At 35.0% G+C, this 16,373-nt stretch carries 10 protein-coding genes and 1 tRNA gene; 3 read left to right on the forward strand and 8 right to left on the reverse strand.

Features of this window, described 5'->3' with window-relative positions; all coding sequences use genetic code 11:
* Both DNU06_RS16050 and DNU06_RS16055 read left to right on the forward strand, forming a co-directional pair.
* A partial coding sequence (locus tag DNU06_RS16050; RefSeq protein ID WP_146239285.1) for a T9SS type A sorting domain-containing protein occupies positions 1 to 1,269 on the forward strand: 1,269 nt, incomplete at its 5' end.
* A gap of 219 nt (positions 1,270 to 1,488) precedes the next feature.
* Entirely contained in the window at positions 1,489 to 3,096 is a 1,608-nt protein-coding gene (locus DNU06_RS16055) for a T9SS type A sorting domain-containing protein (protein WP_111064523.1), read from the forward strand.
* Positions 3,097 to 3,415: 319 nt separating this feature from the next.
* Here DNU06_RS16055 and DNU06_RS16060 read toward each other — a convergent pair.
* From DNU06_RS16060 to DNU06_RS16090, 7 genes are all read right to left on the reverse strand, one after another.
* Positions 3,416 to 3,496: transfer RNA gene (locus DNU06_RS16060), tRNA-Leu, on the reverse strand.
* A 388-nt stretch (positions 3,497 to 3,884) separates the two neighbouring features.
* Positions 3,885 to 4,277: an HIT family protein gene (locus DNU06_RS16065; RefSeq protein ID WP_111064524.1), complete on the reverse strand. Its 393-nt coding sequence runs from the start codon at positions 4,275 to 4,277 to the stop codon at positions 3,885 to 3,887.
* Positions 4,277 to 4,750, reverse strand: a complete 474-nt coding sequence (greA, locus tag DNU06_RS16070; protein ID WP_111064525.1) for a transcription elongation factor GreA — start codon at positions 4,748 to 4,750, stop codon at positions 4,277 to 4,279. The genes DNU06_RS16065 and greA overlap by 1 nt, the downstream gene beginning before the upstream one ends.
* Before the next feature lie 70 nt (positions 4,751 to 4,820).
* Positions 4,821 to 5,897: a PorV/PorQ family protein gene (locus DNU06_RS16075; RefSeq protein ID WP_146239286.1), complete on the reverse strand. Its 1,077-nt coding sequence runs from the start codon at positions 5,895 to 5,897 to the stop codon at positions 4,821 to 4,823.
* 25 nt (positions 5,898 to 5,922) lie between these two features.
* A complete protein-coding gene (locus DNU06_RS16080) occupies positions 5,923 to 10,098 on the reverse strand; it encodes a T9SS type A sorting domain-containing protein (RefSeq protein WP_146239287.1) in 4,176 nt (1,391 codons plus the stop codon).
* 23 nt (positions 10,099 to 10,121) lie between these two features.
* On the reverse strand, positions 10,122 to 13,895 hold the full coding sequence (locus DNU06_RS16085) for a TonB-dependent receptor (RefSeq protein ID WP_111064528.1): 3,774 nt from the start codon (positions 13,893 to 13,895) through the stop codon (positions 10,122 to 10,124).
* Positions 13,896 to 14,067: 172 nt separating this feature from the next.
* Positions 14,068 to 14,358, reverse strand: coding sequence for a hypothetical protein (locus DNU06_RS16090; RefSeq protein WP_111064529.1), 291 nt, complete (start codon positions 14,356 to 14,358; stop codon positions 14,068 to 14,070).
* On the opposite strand from DNU06_RS16090, the gene DNU06_RS16095 reads away from it, so the two are divergent.
* Complete coding sequence (locus tag DNU06_RS16095) at positions 14,345 to 14,791, forward strand: hypothetical protein (RefSeq protein WP_111064530.1); 447 nt, start codon at positions 14,345 to 14,347, stop codon at positions 14,789 to 14,791. The two genes, DNU06_RS16090 and DNU06_RS16095, sit on opposite strands and share 14 nt — an antisense overlap.
* Here DNU06_RS16095 and DNU06_RS16100 read toward each other — a convergent pair.
* Entirely contained in the window at positions 14,771 to 16,372 is a 1,602-nt protein-coding gene (locus DNU06_RS16100) for a S41 family peptidase (protein ID WP_111064531.1), read from the reverse strand. The two genes, DNU06_RS16095 and DNU06_RS16100, sit on opposite strands and share 21 nt — an antisense overlap.
* Position 16,373: the final 1 nt, after the last annotated feature.

Consider the following 16,373-nt stretch of genomic DNA (forward strand, 5'->3'; position numbering starts at 1 on the left):
ATTGGTAGTCACAAATATTTTGGTTTTATTAAACTAAAACCAAATGGCGACACCTTAATTTTTAGAACATATTTAGACTTATACCAGCAAAATAATGATGACAGGGTTGTTCAGCCTGGTGGTTTTTTGCAGGATCCTATCGACAGTGCATTTTATGGAACAGTTAATGTATATCGTTATTCGGACCTTGTTGGAGGTACAGCACTGTTTAAACTCAGTAAAACAGGAGAATTATTGTGGCACCAAACGTATTATGGCATTTCGGGTAATTTTAGAATTTTTAATGCCGCTAGCCTTATTAAAATTGCACCAGATAGGTTAATCATAGGCGGCACACAAACCCACACGCCAGCAGCAAATGCCGATTGGCGAGATAATACAAAAATTTTAATTGTTGACACTTTGGGTAATATCATTCAAACAAAAGTTTACCCCACCGACCAATTAGCATATGGTTGCAATGGTCTTTCCCAAACCATTGACGGCGGCTATATTTATGGGGGGCAGAATGGTACTTTTGTTCAGAATGGAAATGCAAAAAGATTTAGGGCTAGAATTTTAAAACTAGATACCAATTTAGATGAGGAATGGCGAATTATGGAAGGCATTGAAACATCACAAAGTCTAATAAACTGTGAAAATATATTAAGTTTAAATGAAACCACTTTTCTGGGTGTTGGTAGATCTATGGACACAAATTTCACTGCGCAGAATGGTGTACCTGGTACTGGTTGGCTAATTAAATTTAGTATTTATGGAGACATTCTTTGGCAAAGATTTTACCAAAAAGTATTACCAGATAATAATACAAACAATTTTCCTCGCCATGTCTTATACGACGTTGCTATCACACCAGATAGTGGTTTCGTCATGGTTGGTCAATCTCAAAATTTTGAAGCTAGTAACCCAGAACCTATTGGTCAGTTAGGTTGGTTGTTAAAAACAGATAAGCACGGCTGTTTGGTACCAGGCTGTGAGCAGTTTGATGATTTAAGTGTTGCGGAAACGGGTTTACCTCAAATAGGTTTAAAATTATACCCCAACCCAGCAAGTAATGAGTTGTATGTGTATTATGCTAATGCAAACCATCTCCAGTCAACACAAGCAACGCTCTTCAATTCACAAGGGCAACAAGTCATGCAGTTTTCTGTAAACACAAACAATACTACCTACATGATAGATGTTAGCAAATTTGCCAAAGGGCTATATGTTTTGCAGGTTTCTGATGGTAATTCAGTATTGAAAACAGAAAAGCTGGTATTGGAATAGTTCTCCATGAAATTTTTTAAACGGTTTGGTTTCACCATCCATTTCAAAAACCACTCGAACTGACAATTTGTTTTGCATTGTCCCTTCGAGTGTCCCGACAGTTTCGTCGGGATGTATCGAGAACACTTACAAGTAACATAGCAACAACTTCACCTGACACTCCAAAAAGATTTTCCTAATCTTTTTTTCCTTAAATTTGAAACTAATGTGCATTCCATCATGAGGTTAATCAGTCTATTTTACTTTATATTTCTTTTTGCGTTTTTATGCAAGGCCCAACCTGTACTTAATATCCGTTTGGATGTCGGCACAGCTGGAGCAACCATATTTTCTAGTGTTTTTGCAACTGAATCATGTTATTATGTAATAGGAAAAAGTAAAGATCTAATTCCTCCGTACCTTCAAGAAGGGGTTTTTATTAAGTTTAATTTAGATGGATCAATAGCCGATACAACCTACTATAAAAATGATTCAGCAAATTATATTCTATGGGAGAGCCCAAATTTAATTAAAACTTTGGATGGTAATTTTGCTCAAACGTTCACTGTTGCACCATTAGCAAGTGATTTTCATTTTGGCTTTATTAAACTAAACACGAATGGAGATACGCTAATATTCAAAACGTATTTAGACTTATATAACCAAAATCTTGATGATTGGGTTTTACAACCTGGTGGTTTTTTGCAAGACCCTATTGACAGTGCTTATTATGGAACAGTTAATGTTTCTCGATATTCAGATTTAGTAGGTGGTACAGCACTGTTTAAAATAAGCAAATCAGGAGAGTTATTGTGGCACCAAACGTATTATGGCATTTCGGGTAATTTTAGAATTTTTAATGCCGCTAGCCTTATTAAAATAGCCCCTGATAGACTAATGATTGGGGGTACTCAAACGCATACTCCAGCAGCAAATGCCGATTGGCGAGACAATACAAAAATATTAATTGTTGACACTTTGGGTAATATCATTCAAACAAAAGTTTACCCCGCCGACCAATTAGCATATGGTTGCAATGGCCTTTCCCAAACTATGGATGGAGGCTACATTTACGGGGGGCAGAATGGCACTTTTGTACAGAATGGTAATGCTCGTGACTATAGAGCTCGTATTGTCAAATTGAATGCAAATTTAATGGAGGAATGGAGAATTGAGCAGGGGATTGAAACATCACAAAATTTAATGAACTTTGAGAATATTCTAGAATTAACTGACTCCACGTTTGTTGTTGTAGGCAGGTCGTTAGATACTACTGATATTAATCTTCACGGTTACCACACTGGCGGATGGTTACTAAAATTTAATTTAAGTGGGGCGATTCTCTGGAGTAGGAAATATCGTAAAGTTGAGTTTTTGGATAACGAAAACAATTTCCCAACCCACATTTTATATGATGTGGATATAACCCCAGATAGTGGTTTCGTCATGGTAGGGCAATCACAAAATTTTGAAGCTAGCAACCCCGAACCCATTGGGCAATTAGGTTGGTTAGTAAAAACAGATAAGCACGGCTGTTTGGTGCCCGGATGCGAGGAATTTGATACAGCAGGAAAGCCGCCAGTGAAACCAAAATCTGAAATTGGTTTGAAAATTTTCCCTAACCCTGCCAATGATGAATTATATATTTATTATGCATCTCAAATAGCTCATGAAAATGTAATAGCATATTTATATAATGTTAATGGGCAAATAGTAAAACAATGGGCAATCACGAGCAATTACACTACTTACATGCTTGATGTTAGCTCATTCTCAAAAGGTATTTATGTGCTTAAAATAGCTAATGATTTGGAAATATTGAAAACAGAAAAGCTGGTATTGGAATGATAAAAATGAAATATTAGCACTTTGAAGAAAAATAACTTAAACAATTGAACTGTTTAGGTAATTTTTTATACTTGATAAATTAAAATGAATAATTAATACAATAATATTTAGTAGTTTTTTAATGATCATTTATATTTATTAATAACCACAACAAGGTTTGCTCAAAATCCAAACAAACTTTAATTGCTGATTTAAAACAACTACCGTTTTATCCTAAATGTCATCATGTTTAACGAAATATACAAAAGATTAAAGTACTAAATACCTTGACAATAAGCCATAAAAAAAAGCCCCGACAATTATTGTCGGGGCTTTTTTGTACCCGAGGCCGGGCTCGAACCGGCACTCTTTTGGAACACGAGTTTGAGTCGTGCGCGTCTACCAATTCCGCCACTCGGGCATTTCTTATTTTGTGGCGTCTACCATCCCGATAGCTATCGGGACCGCCACTCGGGCATTTCTTATTTTGTGGCGTCTACCATCCCGATAGCTATCGGGACCGCCACTCGGGCATTTCTTATTTTGTGGCGTATACCATCCCGATAGCTATCGGGACCGCCACTCGGGCATTTCTTATTTTGTGGCGTATACCATCCCGATAGCTATCGGGACCGCCACTCGGGCATTTCTTATTTTGTGGCGTCTACCATCCCGATAGCTATCGGGACCGCCACTCGGGCATTTCTTATTTTGTGGCGTATACCATCACGAAAACTATCGGGACCGCCACTTCCTTTTATAAAGTTGGTAGTACTTTTTTAAGGAAGTGCAAATTTATAATTTTTTTATTAATTGCTTGCTATTTTTGCAGCTATTTCTTTTAATTCTTCTTCATTTAGAGAAAGTTTCGCGTTTGCAAAATTCATGTCATTCATTTTATTGATGGGAATCAAATGAATATGTGCATGTGGCACTTCCAAACCTATGACTGCAACACCGATTCTATTTGCAGCTGGAAAAGCATTTTTTATCTTTTTTGCTACAGATTTTGCAAATAGCATCATTTGAGACAATAGTTCATCCTCAAGATCAAAAATATAATCTTCCTCAAATTTCGGTATGACCAATACATGCCCTTTTTGTAAAGGCGAAATATCGAGAAAAGCTAAAAACTGATCATTTTCAGCAACGATATGTGCTGGAATCTCACGATTGATTATTTTTGTAAAGATACTTGCCATTATCTTGAAATATTAATCACTTTAAAATTCAAAATACCATTTGGCGTAGTAATCTCTGCAATATCACCAATTTTTTTCCCCAGCAGACCTTTACCGTAAGGAGAGTCAATAGATATTTTCTTTTCTTTCAAATCGGCTTCATTTTCAGCTACCAAAGTATATTCCATTTGCGCTTTATTTTTAACATTCTCAATAGTAACTTTCGATAAAATATAAACTTTAGAATTATCTACTTTTGAATCATCAATTAAACGTGCATTTGAAACAATATTTTTCAATTTTGCAATCCTGGTCTCTAAGTGCCCTTGCTCTTCTTTAGCAGCATGATACTCGGCATTTTCAGATAAATCCCCTTTATCTCTTGCATCTGCAATTTGCTGCGTAATGAATGGTCTGTCTACAGTTTCTAACTGCTTTAACTCATCCTTTAATTTTTTTAGACCTTCTGGTGTATAGTAACTAATGTCACTCATAATAAATTGTTTTATAAACGTAACAAGAGAGCCCTTTGGGCTCTCTTGAATTACAAAGATAATATATTTTTTAGTTTAAAGAAATCGCCAATCCAATTGTATGAATTCCACTAAATAGATTAACAGCTTGATAAGCATATTGAATCCCTAAATTATTTCTACTTTCTCCAACAATGGCATCTACGGATAAACCAGCAGTAAGTCCACTCAATGCAGTAGCTCTTCCATCTACAACATAAGTTTTACCAAAAATCCCTTTTTCGTATACGAAACCAGCCATTAAATGAAAAGCAGCATTTCCAATTTCCTTACCGTAATCGGCACCTATTCTTAATTGATCATAAGAAAAAGAATTTGCTGAAAAAGATCCTGATAAAGTTAACTTATCAGTTTCAGTAAAATTAAAATCATAAGCTGCACCAACATTCAACAAAGAAGGTAATTCAAATGCATCAGCTCTTTGCTCTAAAGAAGCTAACTCACCAGTCTCAGAATATTGAATTAAGCTAGCTAAACCATCTCCTGAATAAGCCATAGTAGGTCCAACATTTTTCAATGCAATACCAAATCTAATATTATCCTGTTCACCCGTTACATATCGAATACCAAAATCAAATCCTACCCCATTACCTTTAATATTTGCAATAGATTCAGAAATTACTTTTAAATTAAAACCGGCATAGATAGACTGAGAAAACTCATGTGCTAAACCAACATTAAAACTATTTGCTCTAGGTTTAAAAGTACCTATTCCACCTTCCGGTTGATTTACTGTAGTAATATCAATTTCACCATAAGATAAAGAAGTGATAGCCACTGAGAAAACAGTTGTTTCACTTATTCTTTGTGCAAGACCAGCAGTATTTACATTAATATTTGCTCCCGCTAACCAGTTAGTTCTATCGAACATGATTTCGGTTTTTGGCGTAAAAGCCAAACCTGCTATATTAGTATAAGTAGAGGATAAGCCAATATCACTAGCCACTCCAGAACTTCCGATACTTATACCCCTAGCCCAAGGATTGATTAATAATTCTGTAGCACCAGCGGATCCAATTCTATCCCCATTACCTGCAATGGCACTAGTACTTATCAACATCAATCCCGCTATAGCAATTGAGTTATTTATTATTTTGTTAATCTTCATAATTTTTTCCTTTAATAACCACAGATTAAATATTGTCCAAATCAACTTTTCTCATAGTTCCAAACCATTTTAATATTTTCTCACCAACACCTGGAACCTCAATATGAATAATATAAACACCACTTGCAATTGGCACCCCAACGGTATTGGTTAAATCCCAATTTAAAGAAGTCAGTGGATCATCTTTAGTATACTGTCTAATTAAAGAACCTTGCATATTAAATATTTTCACGTTACAAACTTCTGGTAAATTTGTGATTTTAATCTGATTATCTAGTCTACCATCTTCATATTCACTGTATGCATAGTAAGGGTTAGGAACCACATTAATAATGTCTAATAAACTTTCTAATTCACTTGTCACACCAGTTTGAACTCTATCCGACTCCGTAATAGAAAAACCATACTTTGGCATCCCTTTATTGGCACCTTTAGTTTCATCTCTTTCGGTGTAAGGTTTACTTACTCTAGCTTTAATAGTAACATCCGTTTCTAAATTCTCACGGAATTCAATTCCCATTGGCTCAGCAATCCAAGTACAATAATCAAATACAGCTTCATGTCCAGCTTTGGTCTTTTTAGCTAAATTAGTTTGCGCATATTTACCTTCATCATAAACTGGCATATCCCCTACAGCATCTAAGATATAAACATAATGCATACCCCCCATTAAAGGTTCACCTGTTGAAGTGACATATCTATGAGAAGGATTCCAAATCATATCGTTACCATTATCGCCACCCAACCAAGAGTTTTCACCATAAAGCATATTTAATCTTTTACCTGTACTCACGTTAATTGCATATCCTGGAAACCAACCCATTCCCTGATCTCCATCTGTTACAGGAGAACCATCTTTATTAATGGAAGCCTGACCTCTTAATTCTAATACATCAGAACCACCAACCGTTTGATTTTCATTATCATTCATTTCAATTACTGGACATTTAGTCCACAACGATTGATCACTTGTAATTATAACATCTACATCATGCATTTGAGCAATATTAAAAGTACTAAATTGCGTCGTAGATAATTTAAAATATCCTTCGTTAGCTTCTGTAGTAGGATTATCACCAGGATTCCCCATAGGCATTCCATATACTTCGTATCCTACATATTTAAATGAAGTCATGATACCATCTAACACGCCTTCCCATGATTGAGAAGCATCAGTAATAGGTGCTCTATCATAGTAATAACAAGGATTATTCACCCAAAGCGTAGGACTACATGACTCATCATCATCTGCAGGAGCAACACTTGACCCTGCTCGAATCCAGTTGGTAGTGAAGTTAATATCAGAATCCATTACACCAGATAACCAAATCTTAGAAGAATCTGCAAATTTAATGCTACTAGAAATTGGAGAAGTTGTCCATGTTGTAGAGTTTAATTCACCACCATATTCATATTGTTGCATACTTACAGAGATACCCCATTCAGGAATAATTTGTTCATTTGCTGTACCAATTGTATAATCCGATAATACTGTATCCACAGTACCACCATTAGTTCTAATCAATCTCCAATAAGTATCGGATTTAACAGCGCCTCTAGAAATTCCAGCATTTTTATCTAATTCTAAAATATAATCACCAGACTGTAAGTTTAATGGATCAATAACTTTAACATCTACTGGTCCACCACCATTAGCGTACTCCACCACATCTATTTCATTATTCTCTAAAATTTCTTGTAAAGAACTTGCTGATAATTCCAATTCATTTCCACCATTTCCTTCACCTTCAATTTGTTTAATTTTTGGTGTCCAACCATAATAAGTACCATAAACAGTACCATCTGCTTCTACACTTGGATTATGCGGTATTGCAGTAACACTTTCAATTTGACCAAAAGATGCAGACCTTCTTGAAACCAAATAAGGCGTTTTTTGTCCTGGGATTCCATCTGCAGTATTTGGATCATATTTTAAAAACTCATTATGTGCGTAAGAAACTGCGATATAATAATATTTCTTATGGTTTATTAATGTTCTATCACCAGTTGCAAATAAATCTTCCGTAATTCTAAAAGAATGTTGTAAACCTTTATCATCTCCATCAACCTTCACTTTTGGTACAGAAATTCCATCTTCTTCATTAAATTCATAATTCACTAATTTAGAAACACCATCCACAATATCACATTGTGCAACTAATCTCGCCATCTCAATTTCAGTGATATCCGATACAGAAGCATCCGCATTAATCATTTGAAAAACTTGGTATCCTTGGAATCTATATGATCGATCGTTTAAATTACCATCTTCGTCTCTAATCGGAATATTAATTTCATCAATTTCTTCATAGTCTTCAGTCCCTGTTTGAGAACCATCTAATAGAATAATTAATTCATTTTCCATTTCTTGAATACTCATTTTTGGTGCCAATGGTGGCTCCAAAATTTCAAAACAAGCATCAAATAAACTTTGTGCTTTTGAATCGGCAGTTTTCATGGCGTTAACAGAAGCTAATAAATCACCATCAAAACTTCTTCCATAAACTACACCTACAGTTAAGTTATTCAATGCACCAGGCTTTAAAGTAAAGGGACCAGCAACTTGTGCAAATCTTCTATCACCCGTGGCATTACCAGCAGAAATCTCAGACCATTCCACACCAGCAGAAACATCTGGAGCTTGCCCAGCAGCGGCTGTAGCCCATCCTGCAGGATCTGAATCACCAGGAAACATAAAGTTAGAAGGCACAGAACCAGTTAAACCATTATCCCCAAAAGTTTGTGGGTTACCTGAAGCGCCCCAAAAACCATCCATAAAGCCATAAAATTCAGGTGCTGTATCTGGATCACCCAATATACCACCTGCCACGTTGTTATAGTAAAAGAATCTTCTCATTCCCATACGTTCATTATCCGGAATACTATCTCCATAGCCTATACCTAAACCTTCGTAAGGAATACCTTTATATTCATAAGCCAATTGAGATCCTGCTGGTGTACTTTCCGTTAATGGATTATCACCAGAAGGTAAACCAGGGAAATTTACAATACCTGCATCAGCATCTTGATAAGGACCTTCAAAAAAGTCAATCCCTATTGCCGGTGGATTTGCACCCCATTTATAAGGACTAGAACCTGCATCATCATTTCCATCTCCATTAAAACAGAAACCTAATCCTCTTCCAACATCACATCCAACATAATCATCTAAATTACCTCCAATATCTGGATCAACATACTGTGCAAAATAAGCATTTTTTAATGTTTGCGTTCCTCTATTGATCATTTCATAATTATAAAATGTCATGTCATTAATTTCATCATTCGTAGCAAAAGAAAATGCTTGTGCTCTAATCTCCATACCAATAGGCTCTCCTTGAGAAGCTTGATGAATATTCCCCTTGTCATTAAATACCCACCAATTCGTTTCATCACCAAAAAGTGTTACCCTTCTATCGTCTCTACAATCCACATCATCATTAAGGTCGTACCAAGGATAATCCCCATCAATAATTGGATCATATCTCCCATTTAAACCTTCTGGTCCATTAGGGTTATCATAAAAAGGTGCTAAATAATAATCTTGTCCCAAAGAAACATCTCCATGTGCTGGCCAATTTAAAATTTTAAGCATGGTATCAGCAGATAATTCAGTTACACTTTCACATTCATCTGCTGGCAATAATCCTTGTTGACATAACCACCACTGAGAGAATCTTAAAACTGTACCTTTATCAATGGTAAAAAACTGATCATATTTCGCACATTCTTCCGGAATAATTTCTGCATCACCATTTGCTCTAACAATATTTAAGCTAGCATCTTGTGGTAAACTTGGATCATAATTACCTGGATTACCACCAAAAGTAGACAAAGGACCAGCCCAAAAATCAGGACCATCTTGTACGAACTTTTGTGCAGCCAATCTTAACTGTCCATTATTATCGGTTCCACCCATCCATAATGCACCAGAATAAATCACTTTTGGTCCTTTAAAATCATCTGTTTTTGGCACCTCATAAGCTGCTCTTGAAATGGCTCTTTCCGTCCATAAAATCCCTCCTGTTTCAATTCTTGCTTTCACATTATTGAATTCCATAAAGATAAATCCATCAGAAAAGGTACATCCTGCCGCTCTTCCATCCAATCCTCCCGTATTATTTTTCGCATTTGGGCCGACAAATGAAAAACTTGCCAGTCCTGCAATAATAATAATTAAGTTTATTCCTATTTTTTTCATGTTCATTATTTCTTTACAATAATTTAAAAATCAAATTTTACACCCAAACGAATGGTTCTTGGTAACCCTAAGTTAAAAGGGTTATTAGTTACTAGCGAATAGTAATCATAATATGAGCTAGCATCCAGCGACGAATTCGTAACACTTTCGCCTAAAGAAGACAATAAAAATCCATCATCATTTGCGTTACCAGTTGAACGATAAACGGTATAGACATTTACAATATTAAATAGATTTGATACTCTTAAATAAGCATTCAAATAAGCTACTTTAGGTTTTTTACTTTCATCATTTTTACCAAAAGTAAGTTCAAAGTTACGATCTAACTGTGCATCCACTCTATAAATCCAATCTAATCTAGAACCATTTACTGTTCCTTCTAAACCAGATGTAGTTGGGTTTATTCCAGAAGCCGCTGTAATGGTTTGTTGACGAGAATATGGTGTTCCAGAACCTACATTAGCAGTTAAATTCAAACCAGTATTTTCGAAAACACCAAAGTTATTAATTTTTGGACCAGTATAATTTTTTCCGCCACCATAACGGTAATCCACTACAAAAGTAAAGGCATGACGTTGATCGTTGTTATATGGTAAAATAGTTCTTAAGTTAGGCTCACCAGCTAAGATTAAACTAGAAGCTGAATTCGCATCTGAACCAGTTCCGCTTGCAAATTGTAAGGTATAAGAAGCCGTCATTCTAATATTCCCTGTTCTTCTTAAATCGTAAGAAACTGTTGTTCCTTTAATGGTACCAAAATCTCTATTCCCATAAGTTCTATAAGTAGCTGGATAAGCATTTATCACACCAATCTGCTGTACTTTATCTCTCTCTTCTTTGTAAAAGGCTGATATTTTAATAGAAGATGTTTTAGTTAATACTTGTTGAAACCCAATTTCATAATCAATTGTTTTTTCAGGTAATAAATTTGGATTTGAAATTACAGTACTTTGAATAAATTGATAATTCGTTGGGTCGAAAATATTACCTGTTGTTGGTCTCTTCGTCAAGATATCATAATGTGCGAAAAAAGAAGCTTCATCTGAAATTGGAAAGGAAAATGCTATTCTTGGCATTAAATTAATTTGCGCTTTATAATCTTCAAAATCATCTGGAATTGGAGAAGTAGCTTCTGGATCATTTAAATAAGGTGCAATACCTTTTGATCCTTCAATCAATACAGACTCTGTTTCTTTCCCTGTCGCATCATACCAAGTATCTCCGTTTCTATAACCGTTTATTTTAGTTAGGTTTTCATTGTCATCTACATAGACTACAAAATCTTCACCAATATTACTTGGATGTTCTACAGCGTTTCCATTAACCGTGCTTACTTCTTTTACCGTTTTAGCACCATAGAACAAATAAGGATCTTTTAAAACTGGTTGATTTGCATCAAATATATCCGCTCTTAAACCCACATTAAAGATGATGTCATCAAAAGCAAACTTGTCCATGATATAACCTGAAATATAAATAGGTTGAAATGCACCTACTTTTCTTATGTAGTTACCAAACTCATCTGTATCTTGAAAATAATCATTAATATCTGTAGCTCCTTTTACTTTTTCTCCAGTATGGTCATAACCTCTCCAGCTAAATATCTGACTACCTGAATTTAATAAATCATCTGGTGAAAACATAGCAAGATTAAAGAAGTTAGGATCTAATTCATCAATATTAATAAAATCCGTTCCATCAATATATGCTTCTAAATCCGATCCTTCTAAACCGTTTTGCTCACCAAGTGCTTTTCTAACAGAATAATCAAAAAAGTATTGTTGGTCACTATTTGCTTGTCCTGAGTATTCACCTGGAGAAGCATTTAATCTACTGTAAGTTATTTTTGGCACTGTACCTTCATAATAATTAGATACAATGTTATTTCTATCAATCTCTTTAATATGTGAATTTAAATAAAGTCTAGACACTGTCCATAAACCAATCGGACCTCCATTAGTAGTATTTGAAGTAAAACTTCTATCCCATCTTTGCTCATATTCAAAACCTAATGATATGGCATGGTCACTTAAATTAATTGTTCCTGACCCTGTAATTCTTAATTGATCGTTTTGAGTATAGCCATAAAAATTATATGGAGAACCAATATTATCCCATAAACCGTAAACATTGTCTGGCACTTCCCCATTTACCAATGCACCACCAGATCTAATTTGATTTAAATTTTCAAAATGACCAGTAGTTTGTCCATCATAAATTTGATAATATTGAGAAGTAATCGCCGCCAAAGCTTCATTTTGGTCAGATGGCGTAAACTCTACATTTACATCCTGGAAGCCATTATGCACTAAACTATCTCCACCAGAAGTATATTCATAAGAATTTACCGTAATCGTTTTAAACTTCCCTACATAACCATAGTTGAATATTCTATCTTCGTGAGTAGCATCTTGACTTTTGGAGTGAGATTGAGAATAATCTACCATTAATGAATAATAAGCTGATTTTATTTTTGAAGTAGACCCTTCAACATTGTTATTAAATCTTTGTGTGAATTTTCCGTACACTCTCCAATCATAACTTATATTTTCGCCAAAATTCTCAAAATTCAACAATGAATTATTTCTAGAGTATAATGAGCTATTTCCGTAATTCATAGACCCACCAAAAGTTAAATTCATAGAAGGCCCCACATTTACATCTAATTTACCAGCACCAGAATAGTTTCTAGAACGTGCATTCATTCTCCAATCTACTTGCTCAAAATCATCTTCATTTAAAAAACTAGTATTATTATACGTACCGGTTCCTTCACTATTTGGTCTTAACGGACCAGAACCATTTTCATAATCTAAAAGATCATCTCTTACATCTTTTTTGATTCTATAAGCACCACCGTTATGTAATGGTCTACTATCTAACTGATCTGTTGCATTTGCAGACAAAAAGAATCCTAAAATAGGAATATCAGTTTTATTTCCTAAAGAATCTTTTTTCAATAACAAAGGTCCTGAAATCATTCCCTCCGCTAAATTATAAGCATACTTATCTAATCCAAATACTTTTCCATCATATCCTAATGGATCATCTCCATTCAAATAAAACCCAGAAGATACTAATTCTCCAGAACCAAAATACTTTGCTGACGGACCTCTTGTTGTAATAGAAACAATACCACCGGTTAAATCACCGTAATTTGCTGGAACACCACCTGTAATTACAGACACCTCTTGAATTGCAGATTTAGGTAAACTTGAAGAACCCCTTACTTTAATACCATCTATATAATAGTAACTATCTCCACTTCTTGTTCCACGAATATTTAAACTTTCTCCAGAACCTTCTTGTGAATAAACACCACCTACCGTTTGCGCAACCCCAGTTGCAGAACGTGCAGACATTTTCGAAATATCATCTCTAGTTACCGTCGCACCCGAAGCGCCACCATCTTTATCAATCAAAGGCACCTGATAAAATACGACTTCTACTTCATTTAAAAGCTCACTAGAAACAGAAAGTTCATAATTTCTTATCACTAATTTATCACTATTTACCACAACGCCTTCTTCACGTTTAGACTGATAGCCAACAAATCTTAGCTCAACATCATATTCTCCCGGAGACAGTGAAGCGATAATAAACTTACCGTCTAACCCTGTAGAGGCGAACCCTTTTTGAGTTCCATTCTGAAAAATTACAACTTTTACGAAAGGTAATTCTTCTCCTGTTTCTTTATCAACTACTGACCCTTTTATTGTACCTACACCTGTCTGGGAAAACCCAAGACTGGCTGACAATAAGAGTGTTAAGACTAAAAATTTTAATTTTGTAAACATAGGTGTGTGTATTTGTTAAATTCTCGTAAAACACATTAGAGCGGTAAATATAGATATTTTAAACTTGAACCGCCAAATTATTTTTAACAAAAATTTAACTTTTAATTCCTCTAGCAAAAATACAGGTAGAATTTGTTTTTTACAATGATTTATTTTACAGCTTATTTCAATTTTATACAAGTCTACGACGCACCATCCTTTTACCTTTTTGTCTTCTAATAGAACTCTTGGAAGCCTTCTTCATCCGCTTCCTTGTTGGTTTGTCTTGCATTTTATGGTATTTTTTAATCGCCTTTTTCTTATCCTTTTTCAGTCTCTTTTCACTTTTTACTTTTACCTTTTTTCGTTTTTCTTTAGGCGCATTTTCACTTTTATTTTGACCAAAAACAGGCACAGACACACACAATAATAATCCGATTATAATCGTTAATTTTGTAAAAAAAACACGGATGAAATTACGCATAAAACAAATATACAACAGATTAGCATTTTTTGCCTTATTTTTCATACTCATCCTTTCTAGCTGTGATAAAAAAGGGGTAAACCCTATACCGGAAGTCCCAGTAAATCTTTATATCAATTTAAATTTACCTGCGTATCAAAATTTAAATAACCCTGGAGGGTGGGCTTATGTGAATGGAGGTTCAAGAGGTATTATTGTCTACAGAAACTTTAATACTTTTGTCGCATTAGACAGGCATACTACTTATACACCGGACTCTACTTGTGCCATTGGCGTAGTAGATGAAGAAAATTATTTTATCATCAACGACCCTTGTTCCGACTCACAATATAGCATTGTGGATGGCACAGTAACACAAGGACCAGCAGAATGGGGTTTAAGACCTTATTTCACAAGTTGGGATGGTGGCTTTTCACTTCAAATAACCAATTAAATCTTTCTTACTAAAGCTTTCAATAGCGGTTTGTACGTCAAGATCATCTTCAAGATATATTTGGTAATAGCCATTTTCTTCAAATAAATGCCGGGCAATCTCAGCTTTCAATCTATTTCGTATGATACTTTTGGAATGTAGAATGTCTTGTGGTCTTTTCTCAATTTTTAAATGCGACGCCGCATAATCTATAAAATCATCAAACAAAACGTTACTCAATATAAAGCCATTATTAAAAGCATCAAAGTCATTCCATTTGTCTCTTTTCCCATCTAGATAACCAAATACCCATTGGTTAAAAGCACTTCCATAATACAAGCTAGTCAAATAATAGCTTGCTCCCATGGTGTCATTAGGTACAAATACATCTGGAAAGATACCTCCTCCGCCATACACTACCCTACCTTTTGGGGTGGTATACTTTAAGGAATCGTTAAACTTAACACTGTCTGCCTCGAACAATTCTCCAGATTTAATTCGATTATAATAATCATTCTCATAATCTACTCCTTCACCATATGGTTTTTGAATACTTCTTCCCGTAGGCGTATAATATCTAGAAATTGTTAGTCGTAAAGCACTTCCATCACTAAACTCTTGTTGATCTTGTACCAATCCTTTTCCAAAAGTACGACGACCGAGAATAAGGCCCCGATCATTGTCCTGAATTGCACCTGCCACAATTTCACTGGCTGAAGCAGACAAAGAATTAACGAGAATAATTAATTCTACATCCTGTAAAATACCACGCTTTGTCGAAACATAATTCACCCTACCTGTACGGCGTCCTTCGGTATATACAATTAATTTATCTGCGCCTAAAAACTGATCAATAATTACCTCTGCAGCATCTAAAAAGCCACCACCATTATTCCTTAAATCGAATATTAGCTTTGTCATCCCTTGTGCTTTCAATTCCCGCGCAGCAGTCACAAACTCACGTCCAGCATGGTTCGTAAAGCTACTCAACTTTATAAAACCGATCTCCTTTGTTAACATTAAATTAGCATCAATACTGTTAACCGCTATAATGCCACGCTCAATTTTTATAGGAAGAATTTTTCCTGCACGATAAACACTTAACAGAACATTGGTATTTGGTTTACCCTTTAATAAAGTCATTACCGTTTGATTGGATAATTTCATATCTACTAAAACAGAATCATCCACACTTATTATTCTATCTCCTGGCAATAATCCCGCACTTTGAGAAGGGGAAGGCGTTAAAACATGAGTGACTACTAGAGTATCATCATGAATTAAGAAGCGAATTCCAATTCCACCAAACTGTCCATCTAATTGTTCGTTAACAAGACTTAAATCTTTTGGTGGTATATATTGACTGTGTGGATCTAATTTTTTTATCATTCCATCAATAGAACTTTCCAATAAGTCTTGATAATCGACAGTATCCACATATTTATGGTCAATAATATTTAATATGGTCGATATTTTAGAGTCTGTTTGACTCTCCGTCACCTGAATGGTATCCTTAGTAATAAATAAAGTACCAATATAAATTCCGGCTCCAAAAACAATAGCAACCAATAAAGGCCATAAAAATTTAAAATTCTTGCTCATA

The sequence above is a fragment of the Putridiphycobacter roseus genome, from assembly GCF_003234935.1.
Taxonomy (GTDB): Bacteria; Bacteroidota; Bacteroidia; order Flavobacteriales_D; family Crocinitomicaceae; genus Putridiphycobacter; species Putridiphycobacter roseus.

Bases quoted from the DNA above. Each gene is read 5' to 3' on its own strand.
- DNU06_RS16055 (WP_111064523.1), top strand. From the start codon at position 1,489: ATGAGGTTAATCAGTCTATTTTACTTTATATTTCTTTTTGCGTTTTTA.
- DNU06_RS16065 (WP_111064524.1), bottom strand. From the start codon at position 4,277: ATGGCAAGTATCTTTACAAAAATAATCAATCGTGAGATTCCAGCACAT.
- greA (WP_111064525.1), bottom strand. From the start codon at position 4,750: ATGAGTGACATTAGTTACTATACACCAGAAGGTCTAAAAAAATTAAAG.
- DNU06_RS16075 (WP_146239286.1), bottom strand. From the start codon at position 5,897: ATGAAGATTAACAAAATAATAAATAACTCAATTGCTATAGCGGGATTG.
- DNU06_RS16080 (WP_146239287.1), bottom strand. From the start codon at position 10,098: ATGAAAAAAATAGGAATAAACTTAATTATTATTATTGCAGGACTGGCA.
- DNU06_RS16085 (WP_111064528.1), bottom strand. From the start codon at position 13,895: ATGTTTACAAAATTAAAATTTTTAGTCTTAACACTCTTATTGTCAGCC.
- DNU06_RS16095 (WP_111064530.1), top strand. From the start codon at position 14,345: ATGAAATTACGCATAAAACAAATATACAACAGATTAGCATTTTTTGCC.
- DNU06_RS16090 (WP_111064529.1), bottom strand. From the start codon at position 14,358: ATGCGTAATTTCATCCGTGTTTTTTTTACAAAATTAACGATTATAATC.
- DNU06_RS16100 (WP_111064531.1), bottom strand. From the start codon at position 16,372: ATGAGCAAGAATTTTAAATTTTTATGGCCTTTATTGGTTGCTATTGTT.